A 20,016-nucleotide genomic window follows, 5' to 3' on the forward strand; every position below is an offset into this window, starting at 1 on the left:
CGCGGGGCCGGTGGCGTGAAGACCGTCGTGCCGACCGGCCTGCCACCACGGCCGGGATTCATGACCGAAGCTTTGCGCCCGGACCGTCACGACCGGGAAGGGCGTCCTGTCTTAGCCGGTGACCGGGGGGCGACGGGTGCCTCCGGCGGACAGGAGGGTTGTCATGAAGATCGTGGTAATCGGCGGCACCGGTCTGATCGGGTCGAAGCTGGTGGCGAAGCTCGGCGAGCACGGGTACGAGGCGGTGGCGGCCGCCCCGAACACCGGCGTCAACGCCCTCACCGGCGAAGGGCTCGCCGAGGCCCTGGCCGGCGCGTCCGTGGTGGTCGACGTGTCGAACGCGCCGTCCTTTGAGGCCGCCGCGGTGCTGGAGTTCTTCGAGACCTCCACCCGCAACCTGCTGGCCGCGGAGGCGGCGGCGGGCGTCGGCCACCACGTCGTGCTGTCGGTGGTGGGGGCCGAGCGGCTGCCCGGCAGCGGCTACCTCCGGGCGAAAATGGCCCAGGAGAAGATGATCGAGAGCTCGGCGATCCCGTACTCGATCGTGCATGCGACGCAGTTCTTCGAGTTCGCCCGGCGCATCGCCGACGAGGCCACCGACGCCGGCACGGTGCGGATGCCGCCCGTGGGTTTCCAGCCCATCGCCGCCGACGAGGTCGTCCGGGCGGTCGGCCGGATCGCGGTGGGGTCGCCGGTGAACGGGACGGTCGAGGTCGCCGGGCCCGAGCGGTTCCGGATGGACGAGTTCTTCCGGGACGTCCTGGCCGCCTGGAACGACCCGCGCGAGGTGGTCACCGACCCGCACGCCCGCTACTTCGGGACCGAACTGGGCGAGCGGTCCCTGGTGCCGGACGACGGCGCGACCCTCGGCGAGGTCAAGTACGCCGACTGGCCGGGTCGGACCGCGACCGGCGGGTAGTACATACGCGCTGGTCAGCCCGCCCTTCGTCGAGGAGGTCATCGCCATGCCGGACACCGATCTGCCGCACACCGGGCAGCATCCGAAGTCGACCGTGTGGCAGACGGCGGTCACCGTGCTGCAGGAGGTGGAACCGCCCTTCGTCCCGGCGGGAGCGCACGCGATGACCCTCGTCATCGAGTACCCGCCCGGCGATCCCGGCACGCCGCCGCACCGGCACACCGGCCCCGCGTTCGGTTACGTGCTGGAAGGCGAGATGCTGCTGGAGATCGAAGGCGACCCGGAACGGGTCGTGCGCGCCGGGGAGACATTCTGGGAGCCGGGCGGCGACGTCATCCACTACCAGGACGGCAACCACCGCGACGACGTCCCGCTCCGTTTCACCGTCACGATGCTGGGCGCCCCCGGCGGGCCGATGCTCACCCTGGTGGACGACGAGGAACTGGTCCGGCGCCGGGACCGCCGCGCCCCCCGGCCCTGACCGCCGGGCGCCCGCCGCGCCCTCAGGTGCGGCCGGTCGGGGTGGCGAGCCGGCTGTGGCCGGCGATGAACGCCGCGATGTCGCGGCCCACCACCTCGGCGAAGCCGCGGTCGCCGTACTCGCCGGCGGCCCAGTGCCGGGTGCCCGTCTCCAGGAGGGCCTGCGCGCCGCGGGCCACGTGCAGCGCGTCCAGGCCGGGCGGGAGCTTGCCGTCCGCCTGGGCGCGTTGCAGCAGTTCGAGGAAGAGGAACCGGGTTGCGTGGTGCTCGGCGGAGCGGCCCTCGGCCAGGGCCCGGTGCTCGGCCCGGTGCCCTTCCAGGGCGGTTTCGATGATCAGTTCTGGCGGGGTGTGCCGCATCGGCTGTTCGAGCGTGGCCAGGACCGCGGTGATCACCTCGGGTAGGTCGTAGGGCCCGGCGACCATGTCGCGCCATGTGCGCCGCGCCTGCCGGGTGGACAGGAAGCCCGCCTCGATGAGGGCGTCCTCCTTGCGCGGGAAGTAGAAGTAGAACAGCGCCTTGGAGACCCCGGCGGCCTGGCAGATGTCGGCCACCGTGGTGTCGGCGAACCCCTTGGTGCGCCACAGCGCGATCGCGGCCTGGAGCAGGGCGCGTTTCTTCTCCCGCGAACGGGACTGCGCCAGGTTGGCGCGGCGCTGACCCTGGTCAGCGCGGTTCGCCGGGATGCCGTCCTGCATACCTCGCAGGTTACCGAAACTGATGATCGACAAAATGTTGACCCTGGTCAAAATTTCGGCTTAGTCTCGGCGGCACCGGCGAACGGCGGGGTGCTCCGCACGACCGGGGCACGCCGTGGCCCCGGCCGGCGGAGAAGGGTGCGCACGCCACTCTTCAGGCGACCCCCTGACCAGGGAGGCACAGTGGAACGCACGTCCGAACGTCCCATCCGGGTGGTCCAGTGGACGACGGGCAACGTCGGGCGCCAGTCGGTCGTGGCCATCGCGGAACGCCCCGAGCTGGAACTCGTCGGTGTCTACGCCTTCGGCAAGGAGAAGGTGGGCCGGGACGTCGGCGAGCTCGCCGGCCTCGACCGCCCGCTCGGCGTCCTCGCCACCGACGACATCGAGGCGATCATCGGGCTCGCGCCGGACTGCGTCCTCTACATGCCGCTGCACCCCGACATGGAACACCTGACGCGGCTGCTGCGCGCGGGAATCAACGTCCTCACGACCGCCTCGTTCCTCACCGGGCGCGCGTACGGCCAGGCGGCGCGGGCCGCCCTGGAGGAGGCCGCGCAGGCGGGGAACGCCAGCCTGTTCGGCAGCGGCGTCAACCCCGGCTACGCCGACCAGCTGGCCGCGGTCGCCTCGGGCGTCTGCCGCCAGGTCGACTACGTCAAGGTCTTCGAGTCGTTCGACATCGGGATGTGGGCCGGGGACGCCAACCAGGACGAGCTGGGCTGGGGCCGCCCCGCCGGGGACCCCGGGCACGCCGACGACGTCAGAAAAGCCACCGCCCCCTTCAGCGACGCCGTCGAAGCCCTCGCCGAACTGCTCGACGCGACCATCGACGACGTCCGCTGCGAGGTCGACTTCGCCCACGCCACCAAGGACCTGGACCTCCCCGGCCGCCCCGTCAAGAGCGGGACCGTCGCCGGGCTGGACGTCCGGTGGTTCGGCGTCTCCGGCGGCGTGGACGTCGTCGAGGCGCACGTCCGCTGGACCGTGACGCCCGAACTCGACCCCGCCTGGGAGGTCGCCATGGCCTACCTCATCGAGGTCCGCGGCCACCCGCAGGTCAACCTGCGGGTGGAGGTCCTGCCGCAGGACATGACCTCGATGAGCCTGGAGGAAATGCTCGCCATCGGGTCGGTCATCACGGCCATGCCCGTCGTCAACGCCATCCCCGCCGTGGTCGCCGCGCGCCCCGGCATCGTCACCTACGCGGACCTGCCCACCCAGTCGTCCCGCCACGCCCGCCGCGGCTGAACCGGGACGGCCGGCCCGCCACGCCCCGGCGGACCGGCCGTCCCGCCGCGGACCCGCTCCCGGTGATCGGGCCGGAGCGCGTGCCGCGGACCCGCCGCCCCGACCGCACCACCAGGACCGGATACGGAGGCCGTGCCGTGGACGACATCGAAGCGATCAAACAGCTCAAGGCCCGCTACTTCCGGACCATGGACACCAAGGACTGGGCCGGGATGCGGCAGGTCTTCACCGACGACGTGGTCATCGACACGGTCGACTCCGGCGGCAGCGTCATCGAGGGCGCCGACGCGTTCATGGCGTTCCTCCGGCAGACGCTCGCCGACCAGACCACCGTGCACCACGGCCACATGCCCGAGATCGAGCTGACCTCGGCGACGACCGCCACGGGCATCTGGGCCATGGAGGACCTGATCCAGTGGGCGGACGGCGGCGAGCTCCGCGGCTACGGCCACTACCACGAGACCTACCGCAAGATCGACGGCACCTGGCGGATCGCGTCGTCGAAGCTCACCCGCGTCCGCCTGGACCTGACCCCCGCCACGGGGTGACCCCCGGGCCTCCCCAGGTCACCCGGCAGGGAAGGGCTTGGGGCTCGCAGCGGCGTAGATCCCCAACCGGGCGCCGGCCGCCGGTGGAGGCAGGTCTTCGGGCTCGCAGGTGCCCCTGCCCTTCCGGCCGTGCAGTTCTCAGGGCCGGGGCAGGTCTTCGGACTCGCTGGGCCCGCCTGGCGTCGCTTCCCGGACCAGGCAACGGTGCCCAGCGACCAGGGCGCCGGCCGGCCCCGGGCGGTATCCGGCCCGGCACGGTTGCGCGGGCGACGAACGTTCCGCCTCGGAGCTGTCCGGGCGATGAATGCTCCTCCCTGGGGTCGTGCGGGTGGCGAACGTTCCGTCCTGGGGTCGTGCGGGTGGCGAACGTTTTGCCTTGGGGTCGTGCGGGCGATGAATGTTCTGCCCTGGGGTCGTGCGGTTGGCGAATGTTCCGCCACAGAGTCGTGCGGGTGGCGAACGTTCTGCCCTGGGGTCGTGTGGGCGACGAATGTTCCACCCCAGGGTCCCCGCCGGGGTTCGCCGAGATCACCGGGATTACCCTGAACAGGGTGAAGGAGCCGCCCGGGCGACCGGGACCGCCGGCCCCGGCAGGGGATGCCTGTTCGCCGTGCAGGTAGAGAACCCACCCCGGACGGATCCGGCGCACCGGCTCCGCGACCACCGTCCCGCGCAAAGGAACGCCCCATGGCAGAACGTCCACAACGCAGGAGCCCCCAGGCCCTCCTCGGGCGGGTCCAGCGAACCGAACGGATCACCCCGCACCTGATCCGCGTCGTGCTGGGCGGGCCGGGCCTGGCCGGATTCACCGCGGGTGAGTACACCGACCACTACATCAAGCTGCTGTTCCCGCCCGCCGGGGTCACCTACCCCGAACCCTTCGACATCCAGCGGATCCGGGCCGAACTGCCCCGCGACCAGTGGCCCCGCATGCGCACCTACACCGTCCGCAACTGGGACGCCGAGGCCGGCGAGCTGACGATCGACGTCATCTACCACGGCGCCGAGGGCCTGGCCGGCCCCTGGGCGGCGAACGCGCGACCGGGCGACGAGATCCGCTTCATCGGCCCTGGCGGCGCCTACGCCCCCGACCCGGCTGCCGACTGGCACCTGCTGGCCGGCGACGAGAGCGCCCTCCCCGCCATCGCGGCGGCCCTGGAGGAACTCCCGCCGGGCGCCCCCGCCCACGTCTTCATCGAGATCGGCGACCCGGGGGAGGAGCAGGAACTGCACACCCCTGGGGACGCCTCCATCACCTGGCTGCCCCGCGACGGCGCCCCCGTCGGCAAGGAACTGGTCCGGGCGGTGACCGACCTGGACTTCCCCGCCGGCACCGTCCACGCGTTCGTCCACGGCGAGGCCGGCTTCGTCAAGGACCTCCGCCGCCTGCTCCGCGTGGACCGCGGCGTCCCCCGGGAACGGCTCTCCATCTCCGGCTACTGGCGCCTTGGCCACGACGAGGACGGCTGGCAGGCCAGCAAACAGGAATGGAACCAGCAGGTCGAACGAGAACAGGAACCCGGCACCCCCGAGCAGCCCTCCTGACCGGCACCGTGATCACCCCGACTCCGGAGCGATGCGGAGGCCGTGCCACCTCCGCGCACTCCAGGCCCCGCCCCTTCCCAGCGTGATCGTTGAGGATGGGTGGTGCCATGGCCCCACCTATCCTCAACGATCACCTGTGTGTACGCCTGCACCAGGTGATGCTGAAGGAGGCTTCGCCGCCTGGTGCGCCACCGGAGCCCGCCGTAGCGTGGCTGATCCTTCAGGATCTGGGGCGCTATAGCGCACCGAGAGCTGAAGGATCACGGCCGTATGTGCTCTCACCAGGTGATCCTTCAGGATTCGAGGCGCCATGGCGCACCGGATGCTGAAGGATCACGCTGGTAGAGGCACCAGGGGCGGGCGCAGCCGGTACCGATACCCCGCAGGGAAGTTACTGCTCTCGCTTAGAAGCAGGGCGGAGCCCAGCCGAACTCGAAGGATTCGAGGTGGGCGGGCCTGGTTTCGTCAGAGGTCGGATCAGGGGTGGTCGAGTTCGCCGTGCTTGATCCGGGTGATCAGGGTGTGGAAGTCCTCGGCGCGTACCGTGAGGTGTCCGAAGGCAGGGTTCTTGCTGTCGCGGATGCCCACGGCTGAGGTTAGAGCGGCGACTTCGACGCACTGCCCGCCTCCGCCGCCGCTGTGGCTGCTTTTGCGCCATGTGGTCGTTGGCGGGTTGGTCTCGCTCATTCGTAGCCCTCCAGCGTTTGCGAGATCATCTTGAGGGGTGCGTTGCGGTGAACCCTGGTCTCGTCAGGGGTTGGGGTCAGTCGCGGTCGAGTTCTCCGCGCTTGATGCGGGTGATCAGGGCGTCGAAGTCCTCGGTGCGCATTGTGAGGTGTCCCAAGGTGGGGTTCTTGCTGTCGCGGATGCCTACGGCTGAGGTGAGGGCGGCGACTTCGACGCACTGCCCGCCCTGACCGCTACTGCGGCTGCTTTTGCGCCATGTGGTCGTCGGTGGGTTGGTCTTGCTCATGTGTAGCCCTCCAGCGCTTGCGAGATCATCTTGCGGGACGCGTTACGAGGTAGCGCCTCACCGGTGACGAGGCCGAAGCGTACTTGGGTCGCCTCCACCGTGTGCGGGTCACTGATGAGCTGGCCGAGCCCGATGGATTCGAGGTAGGCGAGCTTGGTTGAGTCTGGTAGGCCGAGGACGGTGAACGCCCCGTCGAGACCGGCCCAGGTGACCGAGTCGAAGGGCAGAACTCTGACCTGGACGTTCGGATGAGAGCTGACGACGTCCAAGAGGTGTTCGAGTTGCTCGCGCATGACCTTGGGACCTCCCACCGGGCGCCGTAGGGCCGCCTCGTCCACGACGAACGATAGGCGGGGCGGTGTTTCGCGGTTCAGGATCGCCTGACGGTCCACGCGTTGGCTGATCAGCGCATCCAGGTCGTCGGCGGGCTGGCCTACATTCATGAGGGCGTCTGCGTACTCACGGGTCTGTAGCAGCCCGGGGATGAGTTGGGCCTCGAAGCAGTTCATCCATGTCGCGATGGCCTCCTTCCTGACGAAGCCCTGGAAGCCGGGTGGTGACGTGAGGTGGCGGCCCTCGCGTTTGACCTCGCGCCACATGGTCCAGAAGGTCTGGTTCGGGGTTTTGAAGTAGGTGTCCAGGTCGCGGGCGGTCTGCTCGCTGATCGGTTTCTTGCCGGTTTCGATGAGTTCCAGCCACTGCGGGGTGCAGCCCAGGGCCGCGGCGAGCTTGGGGCGGCTGAGGTCGGCGCCCTCCCGGTAGCTGCGGAGCAGTGCACCGACGGCTCTGAGGAGGGGGTCGCGGGTGAATTCCGCGGGGGTCGGTTCCATGGTCATGTCGCACCTCGCCGGTTGCCGTTGCCGCGCTCGGGGTTGGACCGTGATTGCCCTCGGTGTGTGGCAGAGCGTAGTCGTCCGCGGACAGGATGAGCAGGCAATCGGCCGAAGTCGCACGGAACCCGACGATGCTCCGCGGGCTCCAAAAGAGCGGCCTCTGATCGGACGGTTTCGGACGTCCACAAGGGATGTGGTGAAGTGATCTCAGCGATGGCCGGGGAGACCCTGACACGGCGGCTGGCGGCTGCGAAGTCGTCGGTGGGGATGAGCCGGGATCTGGTCGCCAACACGCTCGGCCGCTGGGGCCTCGCCGACCTCGCCGAGGACGCGGTACTGGTGATCAGCGAGCTGGCGACCAACGCCGTCGGCGCCTCGCGGGCGGGGCAGGAGATCACGGTCCACCTCCGCAACTCCGGCACCGAGATCATCCTCGCGGTCCACGACAACGGCCCGGGAACGCCCCGGCACCGCCAGGTCGATCTCGACCTGGCGACGCTCGACGTCTCGGAGCGGAACTTCGACGCGAACGGCGGCTGGGGGTTGTCGATCGTGGCGGCGCTGGCCGCCCGGTGCTGGGTGGACCCGGGCACGCCCGCCGGGAAGTGGGTCTGCGCCGCGCTCCGGATTGGGCCCGCCCGGGGCGGGCGAGGGTGATGGCGCCGGGTGACCGGCCGGCGGAGATGTGCCGGTGGGCGGTGGCGGGAACCGCGCCGTGACCGTCACCTGCCGATCCTGCGCACCACCGAGGCCTGGTGGCAGGTCAGTGACCAGTGGGCCGTCTCGGGGGAGTGGCCGGCGGGGATGATCTTGGTGCCGGTGGCGGCCGTCACGTTCCGCGGTCCGGCCAGGCAGACCATGAACATGTCCAGGTGGTGGTCGAAGCCCTCGTACGCCCAGTGGCACTGGAGTATCCGCTGCCCCGCGGCGAACGGGGCCTGGAGCAGGTGCTGCGCCCGCGGTGGCAGGTTGCCGAGCAACCCGCGGGCGTCCTGGCTGAGCCCGAGGTCCGGGCCGGCACCGGCGGCCGGCCCGGAGGTCGTGTGCGCGGTGGGCGGTGGCCGATGATCCACCCGGACGTGACGCAGGGAGGCGGGGTCGAAGACGAACGCGGAGATGACGTAGACCGGACGGTGAGCGGTGTCGACCCGGGGTTCGGCGATGCTCAGCCCCCGGTCGCCGAGGACCACCGCGTACGACCGCCCGTCCGGGCTGGAGGCGTCCACCCGCGCGAACCAGTCGATGACGTTGCCGGCGAGCTCGTGCAGCCGCTCCCGGGTACGACCGCCGATCGTCTCCCAGCACTCCATCCGCAGCCGCGCCTCCGAGGTGAGCCGCATCTCCCCGGCGGGGTGGAAAGGGGTGTGCCCGCCCTGCGATCGCGCCAGGCCACCGGTACGTGGGGCCGGAGGGTCGGAGCCGGCGGGAGTGAGGGGGAACGAGGGGTCCACGCGCTGGGCCTCCTGACCGATCCGCGAATCAAGCATCGGTCGCAACATGATGGCACCGAAGGCCCCGCGCGAGCGATGTCCCCTGAGGGCGGGAGGTGCATCCGCGCAGTCGGGCCGGGCCGGTGTGCCCCGCGCTCCCGGAGAAGCGGGAGGGCGGGGCACACCGGGGGCCGGCTACGGGGTCTCGCGCACGCTCCGGGCGGCGGCGACGAGGTTGCGCAGCGCGGCCTCGGTTTCGGGGTAGGCACGGGTCTTCAGGCCGCAGTCGGGGTTGACCCACAGCCGGTCCGGCTCGATGGCCTGCAGCGCCCGCCGCAGGTTCTCCTCCATCTCCCCGGCGGACGGCACGCGGGGGGAGTGGATGTCGTACACCCCGGGCCCGATGCCGTTCTCGTACCCGGCGGCGCGCAGGTCGCCGACCAGTTCCATGTGCGAGCGGGCGGCCTCGACGCTGGTGACGTCGGCGTCCAGGTCGCCGATCGCGCCGATGATCTCGCCGAACTCCGAGTAGCACATGTGCGTGTGGATCTGGGTGCTGTCGGCGACGCCCGAGGTGGCGAGGCGGAACGCGGCGACGGCCCAGTCCAGGTAGGCGGCCTGCTCGGCCCGGCGCAGCGGCAGCAGTTCGCGCAGGGCGGGCTCGTCCACCTGGATGATGCAGATGCCGGCGGCCTCCAGGTCGTGGATCTCGTCGTGGAGGGCGAGCGCGACCTGGCGGGCGGTGTCGGCCAGCGGCTGGTCGTCGCGGACGAACGACCAGGCGAGCATGGTGACCGGGCCGGTGAGCATGCCCTTGACCGGCTTGGTCGTCAGCGACTGGGCGTAGGTGGCCCACTCGACGGTCATCGGCGCCGGCCGCGCGACGTCGCTGTGCAGGATCGGCGGGCGGACGCAGCGCGAACCGTAGGACTGCACCCAGCCGTGCTCGGTGGCGGCGTACCCGTCGAGCTGCTCGGCGAAGTACTGCACCATGTCGTTGCGTTCCGGCTCGCCGTGTACCAGGACGTCGAGCCCCAGCTTCTCCTGCAGGGCGATGACGTGGGCGACCTCGTCCTTCATCGCCTGGGTGTAGGCGTCGCCGGAGATGCGGCCGGCCCGGTGCTCGGCGCGCGCCCTGCGGATCTCCCCGGTCTGCGGGAACGAGCCGATGGTGGTGGTCGCCAGCGGCGGCAGGCCCAGCACCGCCCGCTGCGCCGCGAACCGGGCCGCCCGGTCGCCGCGCCGCGCGTCGCCGAGCATGTCGAGCCGGGCCCGTACCCGGTGGTCGATCCCGGCGGCCGCCGCGGGCGCGGGGGCGGCGGCCGGGACGTCCTCGCGCAGCGCCCGGCCGACGGCGACGACCTCGGCGACCTTCTGCCGGGCGAACGCCAGCCGGGCGCGCACCGCCGGGTCGAGCGCGGTCTCGGCGTCCAGGTCGACCGGGACGTGCAGCAGCGAGCACGACGTGCCCACCACGACCTCGCCGGCCAGCCCCAGCAGGGCGGCACAGGTCGCCTTGGCCCGCTCCTGGTCGGCCCGCCACACGTTGCGGCCGTCCACGACCCCGGCGACGACGGTCCGCCGCGGCAGGCCGCCGACCGAGGCGAGCGCGTCGAGGTTGCCCGGCGCCGTCACGAAGTCCAGGCCGACCCCCTCGACGCGGGTCGCGGCGAGCACCCGCAGGGCCTCGGCGCCGACCGTCCCGAAGTAGGTCGCGACCAGCAGGCGCGGCCTGCTCGGCAGCTCGCCCAGCCGCCGGTACACGCGCGCCAGCACCGCCAGCTCCTCGGGCGTGCGGTCGGCGACCAGCGCGGGCTCGTCCAGCTGGACCCACTGGGTGCCCGCTCCGGACAGCCGCTCCAGCAGCTCGGCGTACACCTCGACCAGCCCGTCGACGAGGTCCAGCGGATGGAAGCCGGCCGGCGCCCCGGGCTCGGCCTTGGCGAGCAGCAGGTACGTCAGCGGGCCGACGAGCACCGGCCGGGTCTCGATCCCCAGCGCCTTCGCCTCCCGGTACTCGGCCAGCGGCTTGCACTCCTCCCCGAGCGCCAGCTTGAACGCGGTGCCGGGCCCCAGCTCGGGCACGATGTAGTGGTAGTTCGTGTCGAACCACTTGGTCATCTCCAGCGCGGGGACGTCCTGCTCGCCGCGCGCCATGGCGAAGTAGCGGTCGAGGCCGCGCAGCGGCCGGTAGCGCTCGGGGACGGCGTCGACGAGCACGCTCGTGTCGAGCACCTGGTCGTAGTAGGAGAAGGTGTTGGACGGGATCGTGGCGAGCCCGGCGTCGCGCAGTTCCGTCCAGGTCCGGCGGCGCAGCTCGGCGGCGGTGCTCTCCAGCTCGGCGGTGTCGATCTTCCCGGCCCAGTAGCGCTCGGTGGCGAACTTGAGTTCGCGCCGCGCCCCGATACGGGGGTATCCGAGGATCGTGGTGTTCATGGCAGCTTCCCTCGCGTAGCCATCACGCGGCCGCGCAGGAGGAAAGGGCGCACCACGGGTGCGCGTCCGGGGGCCCTCCCGCGAGGCCGCAGACCACCGCACGCCGGTCGGCGCGCGGGCGGAGGCAGGTCTTCGGACTCGCGGGCGCCACACCTGACCAGGCGTGTCCTACTGGCCGTCGCTTCCCGGACCTGGCGGCCCAGTGCTCGATGACGGCGGTCGTTCCCACTCACCGCTGCGGGGCAGTCCCGGACTCACACCGGGTTCCCTCTTACGACACCCACCCCGGCAGGGGCGGGCGAACCATCCGCGCCCGCGAGTCTAAGCCATGAACCGCCGACGCCACAGGCCCGGCGGGACGCCGTCCACAGCTTGGACACCCGAAGCCGTGCGGTGGCTGGAGTTCCCATGAGGGGGAACATCTGGCCACCCACGGCGACCGTCTTGAACCTCGACCGGGGCCGGCCCGGTGTCAGGCGAAAAGCCGTGCCCCAGGCTGCTTTCCGATGCGGTCGCTGACGACCAACCCGCCACGCCACCGTCCGGCCTCATCCCGGTATCGGTACTGGCGGCTTCGCACTCGAAGGCCGAACATCGCACGGACCTCTGCGTACTTCGGTGAGTAGTGCGGGCCTGGCTGACGTGGACAGTAAGCACTCGCTGCCATGGGGAAGATCAAGGTAGAGGCGATCAGGTCGGCGATCTGCAGTCCTGCGTGGTTGTCACTCGCTGCGAAGAGAGGAACCTCCTGTAGCGGGGGATAAGGATCGCCGCCGGTCCGCCACTTCTGGGTGAAGATCGAGTGAGCGACCTTCATGTTCGTATGGTGCCTGCGGCTGTCCGCAATCATTACGCCCACTTTGTCCTGTGCCTCCAGGTACTGGGCGAAATGTTTGGCGATGTCCTGCACTGCGTAGCAATAGCTGGAATCGGGAGCCAGGCCTTTACCAGGTTCCTTGACCCAAACTCGTCCGACAATCCGGCAGTCGTATCGTTCGGCGAGATCTACCAGTTCCTGGCGCAACCTCTGCGCTTGGCGTCGAGAGTTACGGCCAGAGCTCCGAGTCATGTGCAGGATGTCGCTGCCCTTCACCTCTGTAAGGATGTGATCAAGAGCATGTCCTGCGGCGTAGCGACCTGGAAAGTGCCGACGCTTGAGTGCCAGGAAGTCGCGCGTCAGGGCAGGTATCGAAGCGGCGTCCACAATTAAGCCGAGGATCACCATCACAGGGGTGGCCGATCGATTGCTGTCAGGGGCTTCGTATCCGCCTGACTCGTCCAGGTAACAGACATACACCTGGTCAAGATAGCGCTAAGGCCGCCCCGTGGGGCGGCCTTAGGATGTGGTGTTCGGGTCTCCCCTAGGCACCTTAAGAAGGTTTCTGCCCTCAGTAGAGCACACTCATGCCCTCAGAGGCAAAGAAGAAGAGGCACGTACCGCATCGTTCGACCCTGGCGAGCCGTGCGGCCACGGCGTTCGTGGCTTCGCGGTCCCGAGAGCTGGTTCCATCTCGACCGAGTGTCTTCCGACACTCAAGATGTGGGGTTGGTGGGGCTGGGGTGACACCAGATGTATGGTCTTCTGGTGCTGGTTCGCCTGCCCTTTTGCCGGGGTGGGTGTCGTAAGAGGGAACCCGGTGTGAGTCCGGGACTGCCCCGCAGCGGTGAGTGGGAACGACCGCCGTCATCGAGCACTGGGCCGCCAGGTCCGGGAAGCGACGGCCAGTAGGACACGCCTGGTCAGGTGTGGCGCCCGCGAGTCCGAAGACCTGCCAGCGCGTTGTTCGTCCACGGCCTCGAGGGAGGGCGCGTGGGTGCCGGTGCGTCGTGCCCCTGCTCCCGCCGCGTCCTCTCCCGGGGCGGCTTGCGAGGGAGAGAGCACGTGACACAGGAACTGATCGCGCCGCCGGTCACGGACGCCGAGGAGATCCGGCGGGCCTGCGCGGGGCTGCCCGGCGTCACCCCGGACCGGCTGCCGGCCGATCGCGCGGCGGCCATCAGCGAGGCCGCGGCGCTGATCGTGACCGAGCCCGCCTACTCGACGGTCGCGGCCCGGCTGCTGGCCCGGCAGATCGCCGAGGAGGCCGGCGAACCGACCTTCGCCGAGGCGATCGCGGTGGCGCACGCCGAGGGGCTGCTCAACGACGCGACCGCCGCGTTCGTCGCCGCGCACGCCGCCGAGCTGGAGGAACTGGTCGACCACGGGGCCGACGACCGGTTCACCTACTTCGGGCTGCGCACCGTCCACGACCGGTACCTGCTGCGGCACCCGGAGTCCCGCCGGGTGCTGGAGCGCCCGCAGCACTTCCTGCTGCGGGTGGCCTGCGGGCTGGCGGACACCGTCGGTGAGGCAGCGGAACTGTACGGGCCGATGTCGCGGCTGGCCTACCTGCCCAGCTCGCCCACCCTGTTCAACTCCGGGGCCCGCCGCCCGCAGCTGTCCTCGTGCTTCCTGCTGGACTCGCCCCGCGACGAGTTGGAGTCCATCTACGAGCGGTACGGGCAGGTCGCCCGGCTCAGCAAGTACGCCGGCGGCATCGGCATCTCCTGGAGCCGGATCCGGTCGCGCGGGTCGCTGATCCGCGGCACCAACGGGCACTCCAACGGGATCGTGCCGTGGCTGCGCACCCTGGACGCCTCGGTGGCGGCGGTCAACCAGGGCGGCCGGCGCAAGGGCGCGGCCTGCGTCTACCTGGAGACCTGGCACGCCGACATCGAGGAGTTCCTGGAGCTGCGCGACAACACGGGAGAGGAGGCCCGCCGCACGCACAACCTCAACCTGGCCAACTGGATCCCCGACGAGTTCATGCGCCGGGTCGAGGCCGACGCCGACTGGTCGCTGTTCGACCCCAAGGAGGTGCCGGAGCTCACCGACCTGTGGGGGGCGGAGTTCGACACCGCCTACCGGGCGGCCGAGGACGCCGGGCGGTACGTGCGGCGGGTGCCCGCACGAACCCTGTACGGCCGGATGATGCGGACGCTGGCGCAGACCGGCAACGGCTGGATGACCTTCAAGGACGCCGCCAACCGCGCCTGCAACCAGACCGCCGAGCCGGGCCGCGTCGTGCACCTGTCCAACCTGTGCACCGAGATCCTCCAGGTCACCGACGACGCCGAGACCGCCGTGTGCAACCTCGGCTCGGTCAACCTCGCCGCCCACCTCACCGGCGACGACCTCGACTGGGAGCGGCTGCGCACCACCGTCGGCACCGCCGTGCGGTTCCTGGACCGCACCATCGACCGGGGCTTCTACCCCACGCCGGAGGCGGCCCGGGCCAACGCCGGGTGGCGCCCGGTCGGGCTGGGCGTGATGGGGCTGGCGGACGTGTTCTTCCGGCTGCGGTTGCCGTTCGACTCGCCGGCCGCGCTGGAACTGTCCACCCGCATCGCCGAGGAGATCTCGCTCGCCGCCTACACCGAGTCGGCCCGGCTGGCCGTCGAGTACGGCCCGCACCCGGGTTACGAGCGCACCCGGGCGGCGCGCGGGGTGCTGCACCCCGACCACTGGCCCGACGCGCTCTCCCGGCACCCCGAGCGGTGGGACGAGCTCCGCAGCACGGTCGCCCGGACCGGGCTGCGCAACTCGCTGCTGATCGCCATCGCGCCGACCGCGACCATCGCGTCCATCGCCGGCTGCTACGAGTGCATCGAGCCGCAGGTGTCGAACGTCTTCAAGCGCGAGACCCTCTCGGGGGAGTTCCTGCAGATCAACCGGTACCTCGTCGATGACCTCAAGGCGCGCGGCCTGTGGACGCAGGCCGTCCGCGACGCCATCAAACGCGCCGACGGGTCCGTGCAGGGCATCGCCGAGATCCCGGGCGACCTGCGCGCGCTCTACCGCACCGCGTGGGAACTGCCGCAGAAGGCGCTGATCGACCTGGCCGCGGCCCGCACCCCGTACATCGACCAGTCCCAGTCGCTCAACCTGTTCATGGCCGACCCGACCATCGGGAAGCTGTCGTCGATGTACGCCTACGCGTGGCGCAGCGGCCTGAAGACCACCTACTACCTGCGCTCGCGCCCGGCGACCCGGATCGCCCAGACCACCGTCGCCCAGACCACCGCCGCGCAGCTCGCCGTCACCCCGACCGAGGCGGTCACGTGCTCCCTGGAGAACCCCGAGATCTGCGAGGCGTGCCAGTGAGCGCCCGCGGCACGCTGCTCGACCCGGGGATGGACCTGACCCTGCGGCCGATGCGTTACCCGGGTTTCTACGACCGCTACCGCGCCGCGATCCGCAACACCTGGACCGTCGAGGAGGTCGACCTGCACTCGGACCTGGCCGACCTGGCCCGGCTGAACGCGGGGGAGCTGCACCTGGTCAACCGGCTGGTGGCGTTCTTCGCCACCGGCGACACCATCGTCGCCAACAATCTGGTGCTCAACCTCTACAAGCACCTCAACGCCCCCGAGGCGCGGCTGTACCTGTCGCGGCAGCTGTTCGAGGAGGCCGTCCATGTCCAGTTCTACCTGACCCTGCTGGACACCTACCTGCCCGACGAGGCCGAGCGGGCGAAGGCGTTCGCCGCGGTGGAGAACATCCCCTCCATCCGGGACAAGGCGGAGTTCTGCCTGCGCTGGATCGACTCCCTCGGCGAGCTGGACGCGCTGCGGACCCGGGCGGACCGGCGGGCGTTCCTGCTCAACCTGGTCTGCTTCGCCGCGTGCATCGAGGGCCTGTTCTTCTACGGCGCCTTCGCCTACGTGTACTGGCTGCGTTCCCGGGGCCTGCTCAACGGCCTGGCCTCGGGGACCAACTGGGTCTTCCGCGACGAGTCCATGCACATGGAGTTCGCCTTCTCCGTCATCGACACCGTCCGGGCCGAGGAGCCGGAACTCTTCGACGACGAGCTCACCAAGCAGGTGACCGTGATGCTGGAGGAAGCCGTCGCCGCCGAGACGGCCTTCGCCCGCGACCTGTGCGGTGACGGCCTGCCCGGGATGAGCGCCGGGGACATGCGCGCCTACCTGGAGAACATCGCCGACCAGCGGCTGGCCCGCCTCGGCATGCCGCCGCGGTACGGCACCGCCAACCCGTTCGCCTTCATGGAGTTGCAGGACGTCCAGGAGCTGTCGAACTTCTTCGAGCGCCGCGTCTCGGCCTACCAGGTCGCCGTCGAGGGGACGGTCGCCTTCGACGAGGCGTTCTGAGCCGCGCCCTCGGGCCGGAGACGGCCCGAGGGCGCGCTCACCTCGAGTGCCGGTAGTGGAACCGGGGGGTGACTAGTGGCGATTGATCACGTATGTCACTATGTGCGGTGTAGGCGACGGCGGAACGAGGAAGCCGGTGTGAATCCGGCGCGGTCCCGCCACTGTGATCGGCGAGCGGATCCCGAACCACGCCACTGCCCGGACACGGGTGGGAAGGCCGGGACGAGCATCGACCCGAGAGCCAGGAGACTCACGCGGTCGCCTCCTCGATGAAGCTGGGGCGGATCTCCCCAGAGAGGAGGGCGTTCCGGCATGCCCGTGCAGCCGACCGACCCGGCGCCGTGCCGGGTCACGGTGTGCCGCGACTGCTGCTGTGGCAGTCCCAAAGTCACCGGTATCGATCACGTGGCGCAGACCGCGCGCCTGGCCAGGGACGCGCCGGTCCGGATCTCCGCGTGCCTGGACGTGTGCGAGCGGGCGAACGTGATCGTCGTGCAGCCCTCGTCCGCCGGCCGCGCCGCCGGCGGCCGGCCGGTCTGGCTCGGCATGGTCAACGACCCCGCCGCGACCGAGGACATCGTCGCCTGGGTCCGGGCGGGCGGCCCCGGTGTCGCCACGCCGCCCGAGGTCCTGGACCTGTACGCCTTCACCCCGCCGCGCCGCGCCGCGCGCTGACCCCCCTTTTTTCGGCACCTTCGTGAGAGGACTCGCCATGCCGGGTAGACGCCCGCTGTCCCTGCTCCTGGCCCTGGCCCTGCTGGTCTCGGGCTGTGGTGGCACCGCCGGCGACGACGCCGGGCACCAGGGGGCCGCCGCGGCGGGTTTCCCGGTGACCGTGACGAACTGCAAGGTGACGGCCACCTACCGGCAGCCGCCGCGGCGCGCGGTGTCGCTCAACCAGCACGCGACCGAGGTCATGCTGGCGCTCGGCCTGGAGAAGTCGATGGTCGGCACCGCGTACCTGGACGACAGGATCCTGCCCGAGTACCAGGCCGCCTACGCCGGGATCAAGGTGCTGGCCAAGGAGTACCCCTCCTACGAGACGCTGCTGGCGGCCGAGCCGGACTTCGTCTACGGCGGGTTCGCCAGCACCTTCGAGGAGAAGGAGGGACGCGCCCGGGCCGCCTTCACCAAGGCCGGGATCAACACCCACCTCAACATCGAGGAGTGCCCGTCCGGCCCGGTGACGATGGCCATGATGGACGAGGAGATCCGCACCATCGCCAAGATCTTCGGCGTGCCGGACCGGGCCGAGCAGCAGGTCAAGCGGCTGCACGCCACGCTGGACACGGTCAAGACCAAGCTCGGCGGGGTCGCCCCGGTCAAGCTCTTCGTCTACGACAGCGGCGACAAGACCGCCTTCACCGCGGGCGGCGCCGGCATCGGCAACGAGATGATCAAGCAGGCGGGCGGGGTGAACCTGTTCGCCGACCTGAACAAGGCGTTCGGTGACGTGTCCTTCGAGCAGGTGGCCGAGCGCGCCCCCGAAGTGATCGTCATCTACGACTACGGCGACCAGCCCGCCGAGGACAAGAAGAAGTTCCTGCTGGCCAACCCCGCACTGCAGGACGTGCCCGCGATCAAGAACAAGCGGTTCGCGGTGCTGCCGCTGTCCTCCACGGTGCTGGGCGTGCGGGTCCCGGCCGGCGTGGACGCGCTGGCCCGCCAGCTCCACCCCGACCGGTTCCGGTGACCGGCCTGACCGAGGCGACCGGCGAGGTGACCGGCAGGGCCGGACCGGAGGCGGCCCGCCATCACGGGATCCCGTACCTGCCGGTGCTGGTGCTGCTCGGCGCCCTGGTGCTGGTGGCCGCGACGGCCGGGATCGCGGCCGGTTCGATCCGCATCCCGGCCGACCAGGTCTGGGGCATCCTGCTGCACCGGCTGCACCCGGCGCTGGCCGAGCCGACCTGGTCGCCGGTCCGCGAGACGATCGTCATCGACGTCCGGCTGCCCCGCGTCCTGCTGTGCGGGGTGGTCGGCGCGGGCTTGGCGGTGTGCGGCATGGCGCTGCAGGCGCTGGTGCGCAACCCGCTGGCCGACCCGATGCTGCTGGGGGTGTCCTCGGGCGCCACGGTCGGCGCGGTGCTGGTCGTGGTGTTCAACCTGACGCTGTTCGGGATGTTCTCGCTGCCCCTGGCCGCGTTCTGCGGCGCGCTGGCCGCCCTGGTCGCGGTCTACTTCCTGGCCCGCTCCGGCGGGCGGATGACCACGGTGCGCCTGGTGCTGGCCGGAGTGGCCATGGCCGAGGTGCTGTCGGCGGTGGCCAGCTTCCTGGTCGTCACCTCCGACGACCCGCACAAGACGCAGGCCGCGCTGCGCTGGATGCTCGGCGGGCTGGCCGGCACCACCTGGACGGTGGTGTGGATCCCCGCCGCCGCGGTCCTGCTCGGGACGGCCGTCCTGCTGGGCGTGTGCCGCCCGCTCAACCTGCTGCTCGCCGGGGAGGAGGCCGCCGCGGCCCTCGGCCTGGACGTGCACCGGTTCCGCGCCGCCCTGTTCACCCTGGTCGCCCTCATGATCGGGACGATCGTCGCGGTCAGCGGCTCGATCGGGTTCGTCGGGCTGATCATGCCGCATGTGGTGCGGCTGCTGGTCGGCGCCGACCACCGGCGGGCGCTGCCCGCGGCGGCGCTGCTCGGCGCGGCCTTCCTGATCACCGCCGACCTGGCCGCGCGCACCCTGATCACCCCCGAGGAGATCCCCGTCGGCATCCTCACCGCCCTGGTCGGCGGTCCCTTCTTCCTGTGGCTGATGCGGCGGAAGGCGGCGCGGTGATCCCCGACACGACCCCCGGAGCCCTGCGGGCGGAAGCGGTGTCCGTCGTCGCGGGCGGCCGCACCCTGGTGGACGGGGTTTCCCTGGACGTGGCGCCGGCGGAGGTCGTCGGCCTGGTTGGCCCCAACGGCGCCGGGAAGTCGACGCTGCTGCGCACGTTCTACCGGGCGCTGCGCCCCACCTCGGGGCGGGTCCTGCTGGACGGCGAGGACGTCTGGCGGATGCCGGGCAAGCGCCTGGCCCGGCGGCTGGCCGCGGTACTGCAGGAGACCGCTGGGGAGTTCGAGCTCACCGTGCACGACGTCGTGGCCATGGGACGCACCCCGCACAAGCGCGCCTTCCAGGGCGACGACGCCACCGACCGCGACATCATCACGGCCGCGCTGGGCGAACTCGACGTGGCGGGGCTGGCCCGCGCACCGTTCGACCGGCTGTCGGGCGGGGAGAAGCAGCGGGTACTGATCGCCCGCGCGCTCGCCCAGCGGACCGGGACCCTGGTCCTCGACGAGCCGACCAACCACCTGGACCTGCGCCACCAGATCGACGCGCTCCGGCTGGTCCGCCGGCTCGGCGTCACCGCGGTCATCGCGCTGCACGACCTGAACCTCGCGGCGGCGTTCTGCGACCGCATCTGCGTGCTGCACGGCGGGCGCGTCGTCGCGACCGGCCCGCCCGGCCGGGTGCTGACCCCGCGGCTGCTGGCGGAGGTCTACCAGGTGGACGCCGAGGTGGCCGAGCACCCGCGCACCGGCGCCCCCCAGATCACCGTCCTGACCGGCGGCCCGAGCGCCCGGCCGGTCGCGCTCGACACCGCGCGACCGCCGGCCGGACCGGAGGGGAGGGAGCCCACGGCCTGAATTCACCGAGGAGCGGAGAACGCAGGACGGGCGTCGCCGCCGGGCGAAATGTCACGGCGTGCCGGTGCCTGCCTGGAACAGCGGCACGCCGTTCGCGGGAATGAGATGCCGCTTTTA

General features: G+C 71.1%; 19 protein-coding genes and 3 riboswitches. Of the genes, 12 read left to right on the plus strand and 7 right to left on the minus strand.

Features of this window, described 5'->3' with window-relative positions; translation table 11 throughout:
• The first annotated feature begins 163 nt into the window (after nt 1-163).
• Together DPM19_RS22930 and DPM19_RS22935 are read left to right on the plus strand one after the other, a co-directional pair.
• Nucleotides 164-919, plus strand: a complete 756-nt coding sequence (locus DPM19_RS22930) for an SDR family oxidoreductase (protein ID WP_111870059.1) — start codon at nt 164-166, stop codon at nt 917-919.
• Between the two features lie 46 nt (nt 920-965).
• Nucleotides 966-1,400, plus strand: a complete 435-nt coding sequence (locus tag DPM19_RS22935; RefSeq protein WP_111870060.1) for a cupin domain-containing protein — start codon at nt 966-968, stop codon at nt 1,398-1,400.
• Nucleotides 1,401-1,422: 22 nt separating this feature from the next.
• Here DPM19_RS22935 and DPM19_RS22940 read toward each other — a convergent pair whose 3' ends face one another.
• On the minus strand, nt 1,423-2,097 hold the full coding sequence (locus tag DPM19_RS22940) for a TetR/AcrR family transcriptional regulator (RefSeq protein WP_111870061.1): 675 nt from the start codon (nt 2,095-2,097) through the stop codon (nt 1,423-1,425).
• A 183-nt stretch (nt 2,098-2,280) separates the two neighbouring features.
• Here DPM19_RS22940 and DPM19_RS22945 point away from each other — a divergent pair, with 183 nt between their 5' ends.
• The 3 genes from DPM19_RS22945 to DPM19_RS22955 all read left to right on the plus strand — a co-directional run bounded on the left by DPM19_RS22945 (nt 2,281) and on the right by DPM19_RS22955 (nt 5,441).
• Nucleotides 2,281-3,348 carry an NAD(P)H-dependent amine dehydrogenase family protein gene (locus DPM19_RS22945; protein ID WP_111870062.1) on the plus strand — a complete coding sequence of 356 codons (1,068 nt, stop codon included), beginning with the start codon at nt 2,281-2,283 and terminating at the stop codon, nt 3,346-3,348.
• 137 nt (nt 3,349-3,485) lie between these two features.
• A complete protein-coding gene (locus DPM19_RS22950; RefSeq protein WP_111870164.1) occupies nt 3,486-3,896 on the plus strand; it encodes a nuclear transport factor 2 family protein in 411 nt (136 codons plus the stop codon).
• A gap of 687 nt (nt 3,897-4,583) precedes the next feature.
• Complete coding sequence (locus tag DPM19_RS22955; RefSeq protein ID WP_111870063.1) at nt 4,584-5,441, plus strand: siderophore-interacting protein; 858 nt, start codon at nt 4,584-4,586, stop codon at nt 5,439-5,441.
• A gap of 477 nt (nt 5,442-5,918) precedes the next feature.
• On the opposite strand, the gene DPM19_RS22960 is transcribed toward DPM19_RS22955, so the two are convergent.
• From DPM19_RS22960 to DPM19_RS22970, 3 genes are all read right to left on the minus strand, one after another.
• Nucleotides 5,919-6,128, minus strand: coding sequence for a DUF397 domain-containing protein (locus DPM19_RS22960; protein WP_111870064.1), 210 nt, complete (start codon nt 6,126-6,128; stop codon nt 5,919-5,921).
• A gap of 76 nt (nt 6,129-6,204) precedes the next feature.
• Nucleotides 6,205-6,414: a DUF397 domain-containing protein gene (locus DPM19_RS22965; protein ID WP_111870065.1), complete on the minus strand. Its 210-nt coding sequence runs from the start codon at nt 6,412-6,414 to the stop codon at nt 6,205-6,207.
• On the minus strand, nt 6,411-7,250 hold the full coding sequence (locus tag DPM19_RS22970) for a helix-turn-helix domain-containing protein (RefSeq protein ID WP_111870066.1): 840 nt from the start codon (nt 7,248-7,250) through the stop codon (nt 6,411-6,413). Before DPM19_RS22970 ends, DPM19_RS22965 begins: the two co-directional genes overlap by 4 nt.
• Nucleotides 7,251-7,448: 198 nt before the next feature.
• On the opposite strand from DPM19_RS22970, the gene DPM19_RS22975 reads away from it, so the two are divergent.
• Complete coding sequence (locus DPM19_RS22975; RefSeq protein WP_146778955.1) at nt 7,449-7,904, plus strand: ATP-binding protein; 456 nt, start codon at nt 7,449-7,451, stop codon at nt 7,902-7,904.
• Between the two features lie 65 nt (nt 7,905-7,969).
• Here the strand turns inward: DPM19_RS22975 and DPM19_RS22980 are convergent, their stop codons facing one another.
• From DPM19_RS22980 to DPM19_RS22990, 3 genes are all read right to left on the minus strand, one after another.
• Nucleotides 7,970-8,734, minus strand: coding sequence for a hypothetical protein (locus tag DPM19_RS22980; RefSeq protein WP_146778956.1), 765 nt, complete (start codon nt 8,732-8,734; stop codon nt 7,970-7,972).
• 138 nt (nt 8,735-8,872) lie between these two features.
• Complete coding sequence (gene metE, locus DPM19_RS22985) at nt 8,873-11,113, minus strand: 5-methyltetrahydropteroyltriglutamate--homocysteine S-methyltransferase (protein WP_111870069.1); 2,241 nt, start codon at nt 11,111-11,113, stop codon at nt 8,873-8,875.
• A 106-nt stretch (nt 11,114-11,219) separates the two neighbouring features.
• Nucleotides 11,220-11,437: riboswitch (cobalamin riboswitch) on the minus strand.
• Nucleotides 11,438-11,585: 148 nt separating this feature from the next.
• The gene (locus DPM19_RS22990; protein ID WP_111870070.1) at nt 11,586-12,410 is read right to left on the minus strand and encodes a DUF3800 domain-containing protein; all 825 of its coding nucleotides are present in this window, start codon (nt 12,408-12,410) and stop codon (nt 11,586-11,588) included.
• Between the two features lie 275 nt (nt 12,411-12,685).
• Nucleotides 12,686-12,904, plus strand: a riboswitch (cobalamin riboswitch).
• Nucleotides 12,905-12,995: 91 nt separating this feature from the next.
• Between DPM19_RS22990 and DPM19_RS22995 the strand changes: the two genes are divergently transcribed.
• The 6 genes from DPM19_RS22995 (at nt 12,996) to DPM19_RS23020 (ending at nt 19,899) form a co-directional block, all read left to right on the plus strand.
• Nucleotides 12,996-15,257, plus strand: coding sequence for a ribonucleoside-diphosphate reductase subunit alpha (locus DPM19_RS22995; protein WP_111870071.1), 2,262 nt, complete (start codon nt 12,996-12,998; stop codon nt 15,255-15,257).
• Nucleotides 15,254-16,264 carry a ribonucleotide-diphosphate reductase subunit beta gene (locus DPM19_RS23000; protein WP_233510653.1) on the plus strand — a complete coding sequence of 337 codons (1,011 nt, stop codon included), beginning with the start codon at nt 15,254-15,256 and terminating at the stop codon, nt 16,262-16,264. The genes DPM19_RS22995 and DPM19_RS23000 overlap by 4 nt, the downstream gene beginning before the upstream one ends.
• 83 nt (nt 16,265-16,347) lie before the next feature.
• A riboswitch (cobalamin riboswitch) is annotated at nt 16,348-16,536 on the plus strand.
• Nucleotides 16,537-16,576: 40 nt separating this feature from the next.
• On the plus strand, nt 16,577-16,939 hold the full coding sequence (locus DPM19_RS23005; RefSeq protein WP_111870072.1) for a (2Fe-2S) ferredoxin domain-containing protein: 363 nt from the start codon (nt 16,577-16,579) through the stop codon (nt 16,937-16,939).
• Between the two features lie 37 nt (nt 16,940-16,976).
• Nucleotides 16,977-17,957, plus strand: a complete 981-nt coding sequence (locus tag DPM19_RS23010; RefSeq protein WP_111870073.1) for an ABC transporter substrate-binding protein — start codon at nt 16,977-16,979, stop codon at nt 17,955-17,957.
• The gene (locus DPM19_RS23015) at nt 17,954-19,042 is read left to right on the plus strand and encodes a FecCD family ABC transporter permease (protein WP_233510654.1); all 1,089 of its coding nucleotides are present in this window, start codon (nt 17,954-17,956) and stop codon (nt 19,040-19,042) included. Before DPM19_RS23010 ends, DPM19_RS23015 begins: the two co-directional genes overlap by 4 nt.
• Nucleotides 19,039-19,899, plus strand: a complete 861-nt coding sequence (locus DPM19_RS23020) for an ABC transporter ATP-binding protein (protein WP_199485235.1) — start codon at nt 19,039-19,041, stop codon at nt 19,897-19,899. Before DPM19_RS23015 ends, DPM19_RS23020 begins: the two co-directional genes overlap by 4 nt.
• Nucleotides 19,900-20,016 lie beyond the last annotated feature (117 nt).

It is taken from the genome of Actinomadura craniellae, assembly GCF_003289645.1.
GTDB lineage: Bacteria > Actinomycetota > Actinomycetes > Streptosporangiales > Streptosporangiaceae > Actinomadura_D > Actinomadura_D craniellae.